The following is a 16,932-nucleotide window of genomic DNA, read 5'->3' on the forward strand; positions in this document are numbered from 1 at the left end:
CCCCGGATCTTCCGGGGAGCCGATCTCACCGCCAGGAAAGCTTCCCATGCCGCTCGACATCGCCGCCAACATCCAGGTCACCGGTCCCGTTGAAGGCCGCGCGGTGGAGGTGCTTACTCCTCAGGCCCTGGACTTCGTCGCCGATCTGCACCGCCGCTTCGACGCCCGCCGTCGCGAGCTGCTGCAGGCCCGTCAGGCGCGGCAGGCCCGGTTCGACGCCGGCGAGCTGCCGGACTTTCTGAGCGGGACCGCCCACGTCCGCGCCGCCGACTGGAGCGTCGCGCCGGTCCCCGCCGATCTTCTGGACCGCCGCGTCGAGATCACCGGCCCGGTCGATCGCAAGATGATCATCAACGCCCTGAACTGCGGGGCCAAGGTGTTCATGGCCGACTTCGAGGACGCCACGGCCCCGACCTGGGCGAACGTCGTCGAAGGGCAGGTCAATCTGAAGGACCGCTGGTCCGGCCAACTGACCCATGTCGACGCCAAGTCTGGCAAGTCGTACGCCATGGGCGCGACCCCAGCCGTGCTGAAGATCCGTCCGCGCGGCTGGCACCTGATGGAGCGCCACCTGGAGGTCGACGGCCAGGCCGTGGCCGGGGCGCTGTTCGACTTCGGCCTCTATGCCTTCCACAACGCCAAGGCGACGCTGGAGCAAGGCTCAGGCCCCTACTTCTACCTGCCCAAGCTGGAGAGCCACCTCGAAGCGCGGTTGTGGAACGACGTCTTCGTCCGCGCCCAGGAATCCCTGGGCCTGCCGGTCGGGACGATCAAGGCCACGGTGCTGATCGAGACCATCCCGGCCGCCTTCGAAATGGATGAGATCCTGTTCGAGCTGAAAGACCACATCGTCGGCCTGAACTGCGGCCGCTGGGACTACATCTTCTCGTTCATCAAGCGCCTGGGCCGCACACCGGCGTTCCTGACCCCGGACCGTTCGGCCATGGTCATGGGCAAGGCGTTCCTGGGCGCCTATTCGCTCAAGCTGATCCAGACCTGCCACCGCCGCGGCGCCTTCGCCATGGGGGGCATGGCGGCCCAGATCCCGGTCAAGGGCGACGACGTCGCCAACCAGGCCGCTTTCGCCAAGGTAAAGGCCGACAAGGAGCGCGAGGCCGGGGCCGGCCACGACGGCACCTGGGTCGCCCACCCCGACCTCGTTCCGGTGGCCATGGAGGTCTTCGACCGCCTGATGCCGACCGCTAATCAGCGCGACAAGACGCTGGAAGGCCTGGAGATCACCGCCAGCCAGATGCTGGAGCTGCACGAGGGCGTGCGCACCGAGGCGGGCGTTCGCGAGAACATCCGCGTCGGCGTTCGCTACACCCAGGCCTGGCTGGAAGGCCGCGGCGCCGTGCCGCTCTACAACCTGATGGAAGACGCCGCGACGGCCGAGATCTGCCGCACGCAGCTGTGGCAGTGGATCCGGCTGGGCGCCGAGTTGGACGACGGCCGCGTGCTGACTTCTGAGCTCTTCGTCAGCCTGTTCACCCAGGAGATGGAGGCCTTGCGCCGTGACTTCGGCTCGCCGCGCCTGGAATCCGCCGCGGAACTCTTCACGCGGATGGTGCTGGCCGACGGTCTGGAAGAGTTCCTGACCCTGCCTGCTTATGAAATGATCTGAATGACGTCCCCGGGTCGCCCTAGGCGGCGATCCGGGCGTCCAACGCGGCCAGCTTGACCAGGATCCGGTCCAGGGTCGAGCGCTTCACCGGCTTGCCGTCGCGCAGCTTGGTCCAGGTCGTCTCGCTGATCGCGTAGCAATCGAACAGGTGCTCGCGCGTGATGGCGGGCAGCCGCGAACGCAGGCGCTGGAAGATCTCGCGGGAGATGGTGACGGTTTCAGCCATGACGATCGATGGGGTTAAGGCGGGCGGCGCGGCTTGTACCGCGCTCCTGTGACGATGCTGTTATCCTGTCACGATTTTCGTTCGTTTTTGTGTCCGACGCCAGACAAGTCTTTGATACAACTTCAGAATGCGAAACGCATGCCATCATAGGCCGGCTCAACGCCCGCCGGCAGGCGTGCGGACAGGGCGTTGAAGTCCAGGTCGATGTGCAGGTTGGTGAGGATGGCCCGGCGCGGCTTGGCCTTGGCGATCCACTCCAGAGCCAGCTCGACATGGGCGTGGGTCGGATGCGGCGTCCAACGCAGGGCGTCGACGATCCAGACGTCCAGGTCGGCCAGATCCTTCCAGCTATCGTCGGGAATGGCCCGAACATCGGGGGTATAGGCCACGCCGCCGAAGCGGTAGCCGACGGCGCGTATCTCGCCGTGGTCGACGTCGAAGGTGTGGACGGGGATCTCGCCCGAGGGGCCGTCGATGGCGAAGCCCTCGCCCAGCGGCGGGATCAGGCGCGGTTCCAGGATGGCCGGATAGCCGCCGCGGGTCTCGAAGATGTAGTTGAACCGCGTCAGCAGGCCATCGTGCGTCGCCTGGTCCATCCAGGTCGGGATGCGCTGACGCTGATTGAGGAAGAACGGCCGAAGGTCGTCGATGCCGTGGGCCTGGTCGGCGTGATCGTGGGTGAACAGCGCCGCATCGACCCGCTTCACCCCCGCCATCGCCGTCTGCAGACGCAGGTCGGGCGAGGTGTCGACCACGACCGTCGTATCGTGCAGCGAACCCCCCTGCCCCTTGCGCTGGACCAGCAGTGAACAGCGCGAGCGATGGTTCTTGGGCTCGGCCGGATCGCAGTCGCCCCAATTGCCGTCGGCGCGCGGCACGCCGCCGGACGAGCCGGAGCCCAGGATGGTGAACTCCAGCGGTCCGGTCATGGCCTGGGGATCCGATCGAACAGGTTGAAGAAGGCGTCTTCGGTCCGCTGCTCGGTGTCCGCCCGGCTCCAGCCGCGGATCTCGGCCAGCTTGTCGTAGATGTGCGGCAGATAGGCCGGCTCGTTGCGGCGGCCGCGCATCGGCACGGGCGCCAGATAGGGGCAGTCGGTCTCGACGATAATCCGGTCGGCCGGCATCCCGCGGATGATTTCGCGCACGTCCTCGGCCGCCTTGAAGGTGGCGATGCCCGAGACCGAGAACCACGCGCCCAGCGCCGCGGCGCGTGCGGCCAGCTCGGCGCCGCTGGTGTAGCAGTGCATCAGGATCTTGAACGGTCCGGCCGCGTGTTCCTCTTCCAGGATCTGGCCCATGATCTCGTCGGCCTCGCGGGTGTGGACCACCAGCGGCAAACCGCTTTCACGCGCGGCGATGCAGTGCTGGCGGAACACCTGGGCCTGAACCTCGCGCGGCGAGAAATCGTAGTGGAAGTCCAGACCGCATTCGCCGATTCCGATGACACGCGGACGACCGGCCAGCTCGACCAGGCGCGCGGCGGTCAGCTCGGGGTCTTCCTTGGCCTCGTGCGGGTGCGTGCCGACCGTGCACCAGATGTCGGGCTCGGCCATGGCGATTTCGTGGACCGCCTCGAAGGACGAGACCTTGTCGCAGATGGTGACCATCAGGGCGATTCCGGCTTCGCGGGCGCGGGCGATGACGGCGTCCTTGTCCTCGGCGAACTGGGGCGCGTGCAGATTCACGTGGCTGTCGATGAGCATGCCGCTCAAATCGCCGTCTTGGCCGCCGCGCGCAAGTCCGAGATCACGCTCCAGAAGACATCGGCGCGATCCAGGTTCACGGCTTCAGCCTCACCGGGCCAGCGCGACAGCCGTTCCCAGGCCGCGGCCCAGCGGTCCAGGCCGGGCGAGTTCTTGCCGTCGGCGGCCACCTGGGTGGCGAAGATCCGCACCTGGTCGGCCAGGCGGTCCATCAGCAGCTCGAACCGCGCCGCGCCCTCAGCGCCGCGGAAGGTGTCGGCCATGGCCAGCAGCGCACCCTCATCCAGCTTAGGCAGGCCGCGCAGGATCTCGTTGGCCGCGTCGTCCATCTCCAGGGCCTTGGCGGCGGCCAGCTGCAGCGCCTTGCCCGGCGCGCCATGGGCCATGCGGGCCAGACGTTCGGCGTCGCGGCCGGAGATGTCGGCCATGCGCTCGACCATGTCGGCGGCAGCCGCGATGCCCGGGGCTGGCACGGCCAGGCGGCGGCAGCGCGAGCGGATGGTCGGCAGAAGCTTGCCCGGGGCATGGCTGATCAGGAAGATCACCCCACGCGGCGGCGGCTCCTCCAGCGTCTTCAGCACGGCGTTGGCGGCGTTGACGTTCAGGTCGTCGGCGGCGTCGATGATCGCCACCCGATAGGGCGAGACGGCCGGGGTCGTGGCGAAGAACTCTGGCAGTTGGCGGGCCTCGTCGACCGGGATCGACTTGCGGGCCTTGCCGTCGTCGGTCAGCCGCTCCAGCACCATCAGATCGGGATGCGAGCGCGCGGCGACCTGCCGGCTGACGCTATCGGACGGGGCGGCGCCCAGCAGGCCCATGGACGGCTCGGGCCGCGCGCCGAGCAGGCGGCGGGCCATGCGATAGGCCAGGGTCGCCTTGCCGACGCCTTCGGGGCCGGTCAGCAGCCAGGCGTGGTGCAGCCGGCCGCGCTCCAGAGCGTCGAGGAACGCGGCCTCGGCGGCCGTCTGGCCGTCCAGCCCGTAGACGTCGCGCGGATGGGCCGGGGTATGCATCAGAGGTTCAGCCGCTGGGCGACAGCCGCCCAGATGGCGTCGGTCACGGCGTCCAGCGCGGCGTCGGCGCCGATGACGACGCAGCGCTCGGGCTCCTGGCGGGCGATCTCCAGATAGCCGGCGCGCAGGCGCTCGTGGAATGGCAGGCCCTTGGACTCGAACCGCGCCGCCCCGCCGCGGGCCTCGGCGCGGGCCAGGCCGACCTCGGCGGGCAGATCCAGGATCAGGGTCAGGCCCGGAACCGTACCGGCCAGCACATGGTCCTCCAGCGCCGCGATCAGTGAAGCCGGCGCATCTCCGCCAGCGCCCTGATAGGCCCGGGTCGAGTCGGCGAAGCGATCGCACAGCACGAACTTGCCTTCGGCCAAGGCCGGACGGATCACCCGCTCCACGTGATCGCGGCGGGCGGCGTACATCAGGAGGGTCTCGGTGACGGGCGACCAGCGGTCGGCCTCGCCATTGACCAGCAGTTCGCGGATCGCCTCTGCGCCGGAGCTGCCGCCCGGTTCGCGGGTGACGACGACGTCATGGCCTGCGGTCTGAAGCCGCTCGGCCAGACGGCGGATCTGGGTGGACTTTCCAGCCCCCTCGCCGCCTTCGAAACTGATGAAAGAGCCTTGGGTCACCCGCTTCCATTCGGCTGGAACGCGGGCGATGTCTAGGGCCGAAGGACGGTCGCTCCCTGATATCCCAAGGCTTCGACGCGCTGGCGCAGGCTCCAGGCCTCGCCCTCGGTCTGGCCGGCCGAAACCGTGACGCGATAGAGCGTGCCGCTGGCCCGTTCGATCGTGTCGATCGCGGCCTGGCCGGAACCGGAAAGCTGGCGCACGGCCTTCTCGGCGTTCTCACGGCTGGAGAACGAACCGGCCTGGACGCGATACGCCGACTTGCCGGCGGCGGCGAACACACGGTCGGGCGGATTGATCGACGGCGCAGCGCCCCAGTCCGGCTTCGGCTCGGCGCGCGGCGGCAGGACCTGGACGCGCTGAGTCGGTTCCTGGATGTCGTCGAAGCTACGCGGGGCGTTACGAACCGGCGCGGGCGGCGGTGCGGAGCGTGGCGCCGTGGCGTATTGGCGCGGGGCGTCGAACACCGCCTTGGGCGCAGGGCCCACATACTTCACGCGGACCTTGGCCACGCCGGCGCGGCGATAGCCCAACTGGTCGGCGGCGGCCTTTGACAGGTCGATGATGCGGTCGCCGACGAACGGCCCGCGATCATTGACCCGGAGAATCATCTTCTGTCCGTTGTCGAGGTTGGTCACCTCCACGAGGCTGGGCAGAGGCAGTGTCTTGTGCGCTGCGGACGGGATGTTCATGTCGAACATCTCGCCATTTGCGGTGCGACGATTGTGGAACTGCTCGCCATACCACGAGCCGATCCCGACCACATTGTAGTCGGGGTCTTCCTTCGGATAGTACCATATGCCGTTGATTTGATACGGCTTTGCGGTTCCTCGCAGCGGCTTTCCGTCGCGCCCCACGGTCGAACCGGCGCGTGGCGCGGCGCCCCGGGTCGTGTCGTTGCGGGCCGTGGCGGTGTAGCCGGACTTGCCGGTGCCGTACTTGGGCGTGGCGCAGGCGGCCAGACTGCCGGCGGCCAGAACCATCAGGCCCGCCACCCGCACATTCCGCCACGCCGTGTTGAAGCGCTGGTTCATCCGCTCGCCGTTCAGAGTCTTTCGAGCAGAGATGGTCACTGATTTGTTTTGAAGTCTGGTTAAGGACCTAGAGCGCTGATATAGCCGCCTGCTCCGGACAGGTGGCCGAGTGGTTTAAGGCAGCGGTCTTGAAAACCGCCGTAGGTGGAAGCCTACCGTGGGTTCGAATCCCACCCTGTCCGCCACTCCCTTTTAGCGAAGCGCTGACGCCGTCAGGCGCGTGAGCGCTTCGCGGCTCTGGGTAGGCTGGCCAGCAAGACCTCGTCTGTTTCGTTGCGACTATCGGTGACCAGGACGCGATAGCGGCCGTCGGCGTCGACGCGCACCACCACGTGGCCCTCGACGATCTTTACGCCTGGCAGGAACCGCCCGTTGACGGCCCGGCTCTCGGGCGCGAGGCGCGTGATGTAGACATCGCGGCGGGCGCGTCCTGGCCAGTCGTCGAGCAGCCTCTGCAGCGTCGCCATAGCCGGATGGGTCGCATGCCAAGCCTGGACGACATAGGCGTCGGCGTTCAGCGCGCGGACGAACTGCGGGCCAGTGGCGTCGAAATAGCCGTGGTGATCGGCCGTGGCCACGTCGACTGGGCCGGCGGCCTGAACGATCGGCGTCTCGACGTCGAGCCAAGGATAGGCCCCGTCCTGGGTGTCGGCCATCAGGTCGCCGCCCGTGAAGTAGCGGAACGGACCGAAGGCCAGCACCATGGCGATCGACAGGTGGTTTTCCTCGAGCCTGGCGCCGGCGGTCCGCGCCGATGGCGGCGGATAGAGCGCGCGCGACGCCTCGCCGTCGCCGGTCCAGACCCGGCCGTTGCCGCCGACGAACCGGACCGCGAAAGCCCCTTCGCGGCGAGCCTTGAGCTGCCGAACCGAGCCGACAGCGACCCGCTCGACCCGCCGTCCGGCGCGCAGCCGCGCCTCCAGCCAGGCGCGATGGTTCGCCGCGAACGGCGCCGATATCAGCGGAAGCGGATCGTAGTCTGGATAACCGCGATCGATGACAGTCGTCGCCGGCATCATGGCGTCGACCTCGCTCAGACCCGTCAGCACAACGCCGTCCGCGGCCTTGGGATCGCCCGGCAGCGGTGAGCCGATGTGGTCGGGGTGCACGTGCGTCGCGACCATGTAGTCGAGGGTGTCGCGGCCGGCGGCGCGGGCGTGACGCAGAGCGTAGCGGGCGACCGCCTCCCCGGCCGACCGCGCGCCGTCCGGGCGCAACTCTGTGGATGCGGGCGGCCCGCCGCGCGTGGCGCCGCAATCGATCAGGATGGTCGAGCCATCGGGCGCGAGAATGAAGGTCGCATTGCCCACACCGGTGTCGATGTGGTGGATGTCCAGCGTTCCGGGTGTCCAGGGCGGCAGCGGGCCCAGGCTGGCCAAGGCGCGACCGGGCGCGAGCATCAGGCCGCCCAGCAATCCTCCGATCAGGTCCCGCCGGGGAAGTTGGAAGCTCATGGCGTCTCCAGAGTCGTTGAGGCGGCGCATGCGAAGTTGGCGGCGTCGTTGCTGTCGCCCGCGCCCCTGTAGCGCGGCGCCAGTGGGTAGGCGCAGATCGGCCGGGTCATGGTCTTGGACGGATCCAGCAGAGCGTTGCCCGCACCGATGAATTGCCTGGGCGCGACGTCGTTCTCGACCCAACGTTCGAGCGCCAGAACCAAGTCGTATTGCGGATCTGCGGCGGCCATATCGATAGGCGCAATCGTGGTAGGCCCATCGCCGCCATAACAGTGGCCCATTCCGGGAACCAGGAACAGACGATAGAAGCTGTCGACAGCCTCGGGCCCGGCGTTCCGCGGATCGGGATACTGGGCCATGAACCCCGCCACGGCGTCATGGTACTGGATCGATCGTTCGGCCGGCATGAGGCCGTCCGCCCAGCCATGGTAGTGGATCAGCTTGCCGCCACGGGCGCGGAACGAGCGCAAGTCAGGGCTGGTGGCGTCCACCATCGGCGCGCTCTTGCGGTCGGAAACCGCGATGTCGCGGTCGAAGTCCAGCGTGCGGAAATCCCAGTCGGGCCGCTCGAACACGACCTGGCCGAAATAGCTGGCGCCATAGGAAAACGCGCCCGGCTGCACCGGCGCGATGAGCGCGCCTTCGACGCCGGGCGGATGGCCGGGATAGATTTGCTCCCCCGTGCGCGGATTGCGAGGGCCCTGGTACAGCTTCCTCAGTGTCGCCACCTGGTCGGCGGTGAGGCAGTCGGCTCGCTCGGCGCCGCCGCAAAGCAGGACCGCGGGATCGAAGCGGCAGGCTCTGGGATCAGTGATCAGGCCGTCCACGACGCCGTCGATCCCATCGCAAGCGGCCATGACCGCGCTCTGGATGATCGAGCGTTTTGTCGTCGGGATGACGCCAGGCGCGTCGGCCAACTGAGCCTGCTGCGCCCAGACCAGTCCCGCGCCCCAGCGTGACCAGTCGTTGCCCGGATTGCCGGCCAGAACGCCGTCGAAGGCGTCAGGAAACCGCTGCGCCACCATCAGTGCCTCGCGACCGCCGTCCGAGCAGCCGACGAAGTACGACCTCGCCGCCTCGCGCCCATAGAAGGCCTGGATCACCGCCAGAGCCACGTCGTGCGTCTGGCTGAGCGCACGATAGCCGAAGTCGATCAGCTTCTCGGGATGGCCGATCGCGAACGCCGCCGACCGGACGCCGCGGCCGTCGTCGGTGAGCCCGCCCGTGTGTCCGTTGTCGGTGGCGGCGGCGGCGTAGCCGCGCCGCAGCGCGTCGGCCAAGGGCGCGTGATGAATGGCGCCGGCCCAACCGCCATTGCCGACCTGCTGGTACTTGCCGTTCCAGCCTTCGACGGGCAGCCAGATCTCGATCCCGATCTCGGAATCCCGTGTGGGGCGCGCCACCGCGTTGACCCGGCAATGGGCGGCCAGGGTGACGGTCTGCCGGCTCGAGACCGTGGGCGCGGCGCTGACCTCCTGGCCGGCCGGCGCCAGGACCGCCGACGTGATCTCGACCTTCGCCAGACGCAGACCCGTCAGTCGCGCGCAGTCCGGTCGGCCGGGTTGAGCCTTGGAAGACGCCATCGCCTGGCCGGGAAGCATGGCGGCGGCGCACAGGATCAGAGCGCCAAGGAGACCAGTCCTGCGGAAGCGGTTGTCCATGTCACTCTCCTTCGAAGGGCGGACCGGCCAGGCCGATCCGCCGCATCGTGATCCTATTGATATCTATAGCTGAGCCGCAGGCCGAACGTCCGCGGCGGAGCCAGCCATTCGGCGTTGACCGAATAGTTCGAGATGATCAGCGGGTACTGCTCATTGGTCAGGTTGCGGCCCCACAGGATCAGACGCCAGCGCTCGTCCAGCGCACCGACGCCGACCTGGGCGTTCAGCAGGCCCGTCGCGGGGATCGCCTGCGGGAGCGTGGCGCTGGGGCGATAGCTGTCCTTGTGGGAATAGGACGCGCTGGCCAGCAGTCGACCCCACGCCATCGGCTGGTCCAGATCGGCCGACAGTGAATAGGTGTAGCGCGGCGAGTTGCCCAGCGGGTTGCCAGTCGCCGCCGCCGCGCCCGGGATGACGAACTGATCGTACTCGCCGTGCAGATAGGCGAATGTGCCGCTGAAGGTCAGGGCTCGGATGGGACTGTAGGCGATGTCCGCCTCGACGCCCCGCGCGCTGGCCTGGGCGGCGTTGATGATGTTGCCGACGAAGGTCAGGTTGTTGAAGACGAACTCCTGCTTGTCCTTGTACTTGGTCGAGAAGGCCGCGACGTTGAAGCGCCCTCGCCCCTCGGCGAAGCGCGACTTCAGGCCAAGCTCGAAGGACGCCGAGCGCTCGGGATTGAAATAGGCCCGAAAGGCGCCGATCACGTCGGCCTCGGTGTTGAAGCCGCCGGCCGTGAAGCCCGTCGCATAGCTGCCGTAGAGCGTGACGTCGCGCGTCGGACGCCAGGTCGCCACGCCGCGATAGGTGACCTCAGACCAGCTTTGCGATGCGATCCCGGTGAAGCTGGTGGCCGGCGCGGTCTTGCTGGTCAGCACCTCGCGCGCGTCCTTGTCCTCGTAGGTGTAGCGCACCCCGCCGGTCAGATCGAAGCGGTCGGTGACGTGCCAGGTGGCGTCGGCGAACGGCGCGGCGCTGGTGGTGCGGACATCCTGGTCGTAGAAGTTGTCCATCGTGATTGCGCCGGTGCGCGCGTTGAGGCGGTACTTGCGGAAGCCGCGCTCGGAGTCCTCGTTGAAATAGAAGACGCCGGCGATCAGGCTAAGCGCCTCGCCGTCATAGGTGAGCCGCCCTTCCTGGCTGAAGGCCGAGTCGCGTTCGCGCTCCTCGCCGATCTCCTGAAAGCCGCTGGCCAGGCTCAGATAGCTGAGGCCCGAGCGCGAGAAGATCTCGAAGGTGTCCGAGTAGCGGTAGCCGGTGATCGAGGTCAGCTTGATCGGACCGTCGCCGTAGTCGATCCGCACCGATCCGCCGGCCATGTCGCGTTCGAAGGTCTGGACGACGCCCAGCTGTGACGTGCGCCGATCGGTGTCGCTGCCGGTCAGCGCCGACAGCGCGCGGCCGCCGTTCTTGTCGCGCCCGTAGTCGGCCGAGAGCTGCAGCTTGAAGGCGTCATTGGGCTTGAACAGGAACTTGCCCCGGGCGGCCCAGGTATCGGCGTCGTCTTCGTCGCGGCCCGTCAGCAGGTCCTTGCCGAAGCCGTCGCGCTGCTCGCGATTGACCGAGAGCGACACGGCGGTCTCATCCGAGAGCGGGGTGCTGACATAGCCGGAGAACTCTCGCAGACCGTAGTTGCCGACGCCGGCGCGAGCGTTGGCCTCGACGCCCTGCAGCGACGGTTCTCGGGTCTGCACCAGGATGGCGCCGGCGGTGACGTTGCGGCCAAACAGCGTGCCTTGCGGGCCCTTCAGGACCGATACCGACTGCACGTCCGACAGCGTGATGTTCGAGGCCGAGAAGCGCGGAATATAGACTTCGTCGATGAAGACGCCGACCGGCTTGGTCGCGCCGGCGGCGGAGAAGGTGTTTTCCGCGCCGCGAATGGCGAAGATCGGCTTGCCGTAGCTGAATTGAGCGGCGTTGAAGCCCGGCGTGAACCGCGACAGGTCGCTGACCTGCTCGATATTGCGCCTTTCCAGGTCGCGCGCGCCAAACGCGGTCAGGGTGATCGGCACGTTCTGGGCGTTTTCCGAACGCTTCTGCGCCGTCACCACCACCTCGTCCAGCACCGAGGCCGGCTGCTCGGTCCCGCCGTCCGCCGAGATGCGGGTCGGCGTCGCCGCGCGGCGCAGGATGATGGTCGCGCCATTGTCGCTGGCCACCTCGAGGCCGGTTCCGGTCAGGAGTTTGGCAAGGGCCGAGCGGACGTCCTGCTGGCCGGTGATGGCCGGCGTGCGACGCCCGCGCAGCTCGGACACTGGCGCAGTGATCTGCACCCCGGCCTGGCGCGCGAACTCGGGAATGGACTTCGCCGCTTCTTCGGACGGAACGTTGAACTGCCGCGTCTGTGCGGCGACGGCCGTGGCCGCCAGCAGCGCCATGGTCGCGACGGATGCGCCAAGCCAGCGCTTCGAACCCTTAGTCATCGGTAGCCCCCTGCAGGTCGCGCCCTCCCCTTGAAGAGCGTTCGGGCCTAGACGGGGAGAGGAAGCGGCTTCCTCCGCCTTTTGACCGTGAAATTTCGATGACGGTCAGCGATAGACCCGCACCTCGCCCTCGGAGACTTGCGCATGGGCCCCTAGCGAGAGGGCGATCGACTGGGCGAAGCCGATCGGATCGGTCGCCTGGTAGAGGCCAGCGATCTCCTCGCGAGCGAGTTGGGGGTCGTCGACAATGATCCGGGTGTCGCTGTAACGGGAGAAGGCGCCAGCGGCGACGGCCAGGGTTTCGCCTTCGAAGGCCAGCTGGCCGCCGCGCCAGGCCAGCGCCCTCTGAAGCTCAGGCTCCGAGATCTGAGTCACCGACACGGGATTCCTGGTCGCAGCCGTGACTGCGCCAGCGGTGCTGACGGCCCGCATGTTGACGGCCAGGCGCTGAACCGGTTTGCTGGCGACATCCTCTCGGCGCACCTCGACAACGCCTTCGCGGACCAGGACCTGCACCGCCTCACCGGGCAGGCGTCGCACCGTGAAACTGGTTCCGACGGCGACGGCTTCCGTCTCGCCGGCGCGTACGACGAAGGGGCGAGACTTGTCATGCGCGACGTCGAACAAGGCCTCCCCCTGCAGCAGTCGGAGCTCGCGGCGCTGGTCGCTGAAGCGCACGTGCAGCACGCTGTCGGTGTTGAGCGTCACGGCCGAGCCGTCGCGCAACGCCAGTTGCCGCACCTCGCCTTTTCGCGTCCGGTAGCGATCGCCACGCCACAGAGGCAGGCCTGCCACGGTCGCGGCCGCACACGCCGCCACAAGCCCGCCGCCCGCCAGCAGCAGGCGACGACGCGAGGGCTCCCGATCAGAGGTTTCGGCGAAATCCTGCGGTGTGAACGACGGGCCCAGGGCGACGGCTCGCTCGGTCTGCAAGGCCGTGGCGCGCATGATCGCAAACGCGCCCGTGCGGCGGATGTCGCCCGCCAGCCAGCCGTCCAGGTCGAGCTGCTCCGCCGGAGAAAGGCCGCGATCAACCCTCGCCGCCCAGTCGGCGGCTTCCCGGTCAATCTCCTGTGCGGTCTGCCGTGTCATCCTCAACCCGTTCGGCCTCGACTCGGCCCTTAGACGCAACAACCCTACGGCTTCCTCCGCGACCCAGGAGGACGGACATCTGAAAAATGGCCCGGCTCACATGTTTTTCGACCGTGCTCTCGGGCATCCGCAGCCGCTGGGCGATCTCGCGCTGGGGCAATTGCTCCACCCGTCTGAGCCTGAAGATGGTGCGGGTGGGCTCGGGCAAGGCTGCGATGCCGCGCGCAAGCCGTTGAAGTTCCTGGCGGTCTGAAAGCACGATCTCGGCCGACGGGTCGCTTCCGGCTATGTCGAGAATGTCGGTGTCCGACACCGTGATCGCGACGACCTTGCGGCTGCGCAGGTGGCTGGCGACCACCGACTTGGCGACCTGGAACAGATAGGTCCGCGGATCGCGAATGCCGTCGACGCTGGCCATGCCGACCAGTTTGGCGAAGGCTTCCTGGATGACGTCGTCGGGCTCCAGATCGCCCAACGGTCGCCGCGACAGCCAGGCGCGCAGCTCGGCCCGGTGCGGCAGCACATGCCGCCCCAGCCAGATCGCCCGCTCGTCCGAAACCTTGGTCATGAGCGGCTAAAGAGCTTGGCGCACCGTGTCTGGCAAGGGGGAGGCCTCGCGTCCCTCGACTTAAGGTGTTGTTGAAGGCTTCTTTTTGCTTATGAGCGGGTGAGGCGAAGCACGGCTGGACAGGGCGTACGCGATGGAGTGGTTGCTTATCCTGGGCCTGGGCGTCTGGGTCTATCGACAGGGCCAGGCCATCCGGAGGCTGGAACGGCGGCTGGGCGCGATGGATCCGCTCGAGCAACCCATCCGCGTCCCCGCCGAATCCCCTGCTTCGGCGCCTGCGCGGGAACCCCCTGCGCCGGTCACGGCAGCCGCCTTGTCCGAGCCGCTGGAAGCCGCCCTCGCGCCCAAACCCGAGCCGGTCTTTACGCCGCCGCCAGAGACGATGCGCCCCGAGCGGGTTCTCACGCGGGCTTCGATCGCGACCTGGCTCTCGGAGAATGGTCTCGCCTGGATCGGTGGTGGCGGCCTGGCCCTGGGCGGCCTGCTGCTGGTGGGCTACGCAGCCCAGCGCGGGCTCTTTACCCCCGAGTTGCGCATCGCCCTGGCGGTCATCCTGGGCGGGCTGATGCTGGGCGCCAGCGAGTGGATCCTGCGCCTGAAGCCTTCGATCGCAGGCGGACGTCACCTGCTGGCCGCCGCAGTCTCGGCCGGTGCAGGCGCCGTCACGCTCTATGGCGCCGTCTGCGCGGCGCAGGGCCTCTATCACATGATCCCCTTCGGCGTAGCTGCGGTGCTGGCCGCGAGCATTTCGCTGGGTCTGCTGGCGCTGTCGTTGCGACATGGTCAGGCGCTGGCCCTGGTGGCCATCATCGGCGCCTTGCTGACGCCATCGTTCACGGGGCTGGCAGAGTGGTCGACCCACGCCCTGACCGCTTACGCCATGCTGATCGGGGTGACGGGCTTCTCGATCTTCGCCTTGCGGATGTGGGACAAGGTCGGCGGCGCCACGATGGTCGGCCTGCTGCTACTGAGCGCAGCGCCGCTGGTCGGTCATCACACGCTCTCGACGGTCCTCATCCAGACGCTGGCGGCGATCGGCCCGTTCGCCGGCGTGCTGTGGCGGCGACGCTTCCACGCGAGCGATGATGTCGAGCCGGCCGGGCGGGCGTTCCGCGACCTCCCCGGCAGCGCCCTGATCCTGACCTGCCTGGCTTCTTTCCTCCCGTGGTTCGCTGGACAGACGGACGGCGGGCAACTGCCGTTCGCGGTCGCCTTGTCGGGACTGCTCGTGGTCCTTGGCGCGACCATGGCGGCTCGGGAGGTGATCAGACCGCTGGTGTTCGCCGCCCCGGTCGGCGTGGCCATCGCCTGTGAGCTGGTGGTCATGGCGCTGGGCGCGCGCCTGCCGCCTTTCCCGTCCTGGCAACCCTGGCTTTACACCCTCACCGGCCTGATCCCGGCCGCCGCCCTGTGGGCGGCCCTACGCTTGCCGGCGACTGGCCGCACCCACGTCCTGGCGATCGGCGGTCTGGGCGTCGCCATTCTGGCCAGCCTGACCTGGCCGATCCTGCACGCGGCGGACCGCCAGTTGGGCTGGGCGCCGGCCGCGGCGCTGGCGATCGCCCTTTTCGCGTTATCGCCCCTGATAGCGCGCCGCGTCGAGGACGCCGCCGCCGACCGGGGCCTGTCGCTGTGGCTGGCGGCGGCGGCCGAGCTGGCGTTCCTCGCGATCCATGCAGCGAGCGATCCTCGTTTCGAACCGCTCGCCTTCGCCCTGGCCGCTTTTGCCTTGGCGATCGCCGCCTGGCGCTTGCCCTGGCTCGGCTTGGCCGCCGCCAGCGTCGTTGGCGGTCTGATCGCCTTCGTCGCCATGCTGCGCCCGGAATTCATCGGGGCGACCCTGGAAGGCCGTCTGCACCTTCTGTCGATGCTGGCGCTCAGCGCGACCGCCGCCGCCCTGCTGGCCGGCGCAGCGCGGTTGATCTGGAGAGGCGGCGGCGAGACGGCGCGCCATGAGGCCGAGGCCCAGCGCGCCACCGCCCTGCTGATCGTGCTGCTGGCGGTCTTCGCGGCCGTCCACGTCATCTTTGCCGGCCCGCGCGGACAAGCCGAGGAAGGACTCCTGCAGGCCTCGCTGCGCACCCTGGTCCTGCTCAGCGCGGGCTTGCTGCTGGTTCTGCGCCAGCGCGCCGACGATGGCCCGATCACCCGCTACCGCACCGTGGTGATCGTCACCTTGGGCGTCGCCCACGGCCTTCTGCTGCAGGGACTGGTCTGGAACCCCTGGTGGGGCGCCGGTCAGGCGCCGGCGGGCCCGCCGCTGCTGAACACCCTGATCCTGTCCTATCTCGCGCCAGCTGGATTGGTGACGGCGATCGCCTGCCGGCGCAAACCTGCGGACGACCTCTGGAGGCGGGGCTGGATCATTGCCGCGCCGGTCTTCGCCTTCCTTTGGGCCTTGCTTGCTTTACGTCACGTGTTCCATGGCGCGGCGATCTCGGTTGGCGAGGTCGGGCGCGCGGAAGGCGCGGCCTACGCCATCCTGGCCCTGATCGTCACCCGCGCGCTGCGGTCGCCGCGCCTGGCCCAACTTTCCAGCACCGGCTGGCTGGTGCGCGCTGCGCCGGCTTGCGGATGGATCGCTCTGGCCTCGGCCGCTCTGGTGTTCGGCTTCCGCGCCAGCCCCTGGTGGGGGCCCTTCACCCAGCCGCTCGCGTCCACGGGCGCGGCGGTCCTGCTGTTTGCGCTGTATGGCGCAGCCGTGGTCGCCATGCTTCATCTTCGCCGCGGCGAGACACTCTTTGATCGCGTCGCGCTGGCCGCGGCGGTCGGCACGCTGTTTGCGCTGCTGACCCTGCTGATCCGCTATGCCTTCCACGGCGCGGACATGCACACCGCGACGCCGGGCGGCGGCCTGGAAACCTGGACCTTCTCGGCGCTTTGGGCGGTGTTCGGGCTGGCGGTCCTCAGTCTGGGCGCGGCGCGCAAGGACATGGTGCTGCGATGGGCGGGCCTGGCGGCGCTGCTGTTCACGGCGGCCAAGGTGATCCTGTTCGACCTGGCGCGTCTGGAAGGCGTCACGCGGGCTGCCTCGTTCCTGGCTGTCGGCGCGCTGTTCATGGGCGGCGCCCTGCTGGCCCGGCGCTTGAACGCCAGGCACAGGCCGCCGTCCGAACCGGAGGACGAAATCAGCGCCGAGCGATGACGTCGATGCTCAGTGAGGCGCCGCCGGCGGCGATCTCCAGCAGGCGGTCGATATTCGGATGGGCGCCCGGGCGGTTGCGGGCATCGATCGTGTGCTCGGCGAACACCAGCAGGCCATGTTCGGCCGCCTTGGCGTCCAGAGCGCCGAAATGCTGCTGCAGATACTGATAGACGGCCAGCGAGCCCTGCTTACCCGGCTGGTTCTCGATGCTGGCGACCACGCCGCCGGCGGCGTCCGCCAGATCGATGCGGTCGACGCCGTCGATGGCCGGCAGCTGCTGGAGGTTGTCCTTGAACGTCGCGCTCGGGTGAATCATCGCCAGCTCTTCTTGAATGCCTGAGGTCGTGGCGCGGGCCTG

Annotated in this window: 14 protein-coding genes and 1 tRNA gene; 3 read left to right on the forward strand and 12 right to left on the reverse strand. The window is 68.6% G+C overall.

From position 1 onward, the window contains the following. Window positions 1-46: 46 nt before the first annotated feature. On the forward strand, window positions 47-1,624 hold the full coding sequence (aceB, locus tag E1H18_RS18630; protein WP_172271288.1) for a malate synthase A: 1,578 nt from the start codon (window positions 47-49) through the stop codon (window positions 1,622-1,624). 19 nt (window positions 1,625-1,643) lie between these two features. Here aceB and E1H18_RS18635 read toward each other — a convergent pair whose 3' ends face one another. From E1H18_RS18635 to E1H18_RS18660, 6 genes are all read right to left on the reverse strand, one after another. After that, window positions 1,644-1,850 carry a hypothetical protein gene (locus E1H18_RS18635; protein WP_172271290.1) on the reverse strand — a complete coding sequence of 69 codons (207 nt, stop codon included), beginning with the start codon at window positions 1,848-1,850 and terminating at the stop codon, window positions 1,644-1,646. 122 nt (window positions 1,851-1,972) lie between these two features. After that, window positions 1,973-2,779: an MBL fold metallo-hydrolase gene (locus E1H18_RS18640; RefSeq protein ID WP_172271291.1), complete on the reverse strand. Its 807-nt coding sequence runs from the start codon at window positions 2,777-2,779 to the stop codon at window positions 1,973-1,975. Beyond that, entirely contained in the window at window positions 2,776-3,564 is a 789-nt protein-coding gene (locus E1H18_RS18645) for a TatD family hydrolase (protein ID WP_172271293.1), read from the reverse strand. Before E1H18_RS18645 ends, E1H18_RS18640 begins: the two co-directional genes overlap by 4 nt. Next, window positions 3,561-4,571, reverse strand: coding sequence for a DNA polymerase III subunit delta' (locus E1H18_RS18650; protein ID WP_172271841.1), 1,011 nt, complete (start codon window positions 4,569-4,571; stop codon window positions 3,561-3,563). Before E1H18_RS18650 ends, E1H18_RS18645 begins: the two co-directional genes overlap by 4 nt. Beyond that, on the reverse strand, window positions 4,568-5,194 hold the full coding sequence (gene tmk / locus E1H18_RS18655; protein WP_172271295.1) for a dTMP kinase: 627 nt from the start codon (window positions 5,192-5,194) through the stop codon (window positions 4,568-4,570). Before tmk ends, E1H18_RS18650 begins: the two co-directional genes overlap by 4 nt. 32 nt (window positions 5,195-5,226) lie before the next feature. Further along, complete coding sequence (locus E1H18_RS18660) at window positions 5,227-6,228, reverse strand: septal ring lytic transglycosylase RlpA family protein (RefSeq protein WP_172271843.1); 1,002 nt, start codon at window positions 6,226-6,228, stop codon at window positions 5,227-5,229. Window positions 6,229-6,323: 95 nt separating this feature from the next. Here E1H18_RS18660 and E1H18_RS18665 point away from each other — a divergent pair. Beyond that, a tRNA-Ser gene (locus tag E1H18_RS18665) sits at window positions 6,324-6,413 on the forward strand. A 27-nt stretch (window positions 6,414-6,440) separates the two neighbouring features. On the opposite strand, the gene E1H18_RS18670 is transcribed toward E1H18_RS18665, so the two are convergent. The 5 genes from E1H18_RS18670 to E1H18_RS18690 all read right to left on the reverse strand — a co-directional run bounded on the left by E1H18_RS18670 (window position 6,441) and on the right by E1H18_RS18690 (window position 13,429). Continuing rightward, the gene (locus E1H18_RS18670) at window positions 6,441-7,682 is read right to left on the reverse strand and encodes a ComEC/Rec2 family competence protein (RefSeq protein ID WP_172271297.1); all 1,242 of its coding nucleotides are present in this window, start codon (window positions 7,680-7,682) and stop codon (window positions 6,441-6,443) included. Then, window positions 7,679-9,343 carry a tannase/feruloyl esterase family alpha/beta hydrolase gene (locus tag E1H18_RS18675; RefSeq protein ID WP_172271298.1) on the reverse strand — a complete coding sequence of 555 codons (1,665 nt, stop codon included), beginning with the start codon at window positions 9,341-9,343 and terminating at the stop codon, window positions 7,679-7,681. The genes E1H18_RS18670 and E1H18_RS18675 overlap by 4 nt, the downstream gene beginning before the upstream one ends. Before the next feature lie 53 nt (window positions 9,344-9,396). Next, complete coding sequence (locus E1H18_RS18680; RefSeq protein WP_172271300.1) at window positions 9,397-11,769, reverse strand: TonB-dependent receptor; 2,373 nt, start codon at window positions 11,767-11,769, stop codon at window positions 9,397-9,399. Window positions 11,770-11,874: 105 nt separating this feature from the next. Continuing rightward, window positions 11,875-12,861 carry a FecR family protein gene (locus tag E1H18_RS18685; RefSeq protein ID WP_172271302.1) on the reverse strand — a complete coding sequence of 329 codons (987 nt, stop codon included), beginning with the start codon at window positions 12,859-12,861 and terminating at the stop codon, window positions 11,875-11,877. Continuing rightward, window positions 12,833-13,429, reverse strand: coding sequence for an RNA polymerase sigma factor (locus tag E1H18_RS18690; protein WP_172271304.1), 597 nt, complete (start codon window positions 13,427-13,429; stop codon window positions 12,833-12,835). Before E1H18_RS18690 ends, E1H18_RS18685 begins: the two co-directional genes overlap by 29 nt. A gap of 133 nt (window positions 13,430-13,562) precedes the next feature. Between E1H18_RS18690 and E1H18_RS18695 the strand changes: the two genes are divergently transcribed. Beyond that, a complete protein-coding gene (locus tag E1H18_RS18695) occupies window positions 13,563-16,574 on the forward strand; it encodes a DUF2339 domain-containing protein (protein WP_172271305.1) in 3,012 nt (1,003 codons plus the stop codon). Here E1H18_RS18695 and E1H18_RS18700 read toward each other — a convergent pair. Then, entirely contained in the window at window positions 16,558-16,890 is a 333-nt protein-coding gene (locus tag E1H18_RS18700; protein ID WP_172271307.1) for a DUF2322 family protein, read from the reverse strand. The genes E1H18_RS18695 and E1H18_RS18700 overlap by 17 nt on opposite strands. Window positions 16,891-16,932 lie beyond the last annotated feature (42 nt).

The organism is Caulobacter sp. RHG1, assembly GCF_013181195.1.
GTDB lineage: Bacteria > Pseudomonadota > Alphaproteobacteria > Caulobacterales > Caulobacteraceae > Caulobacter.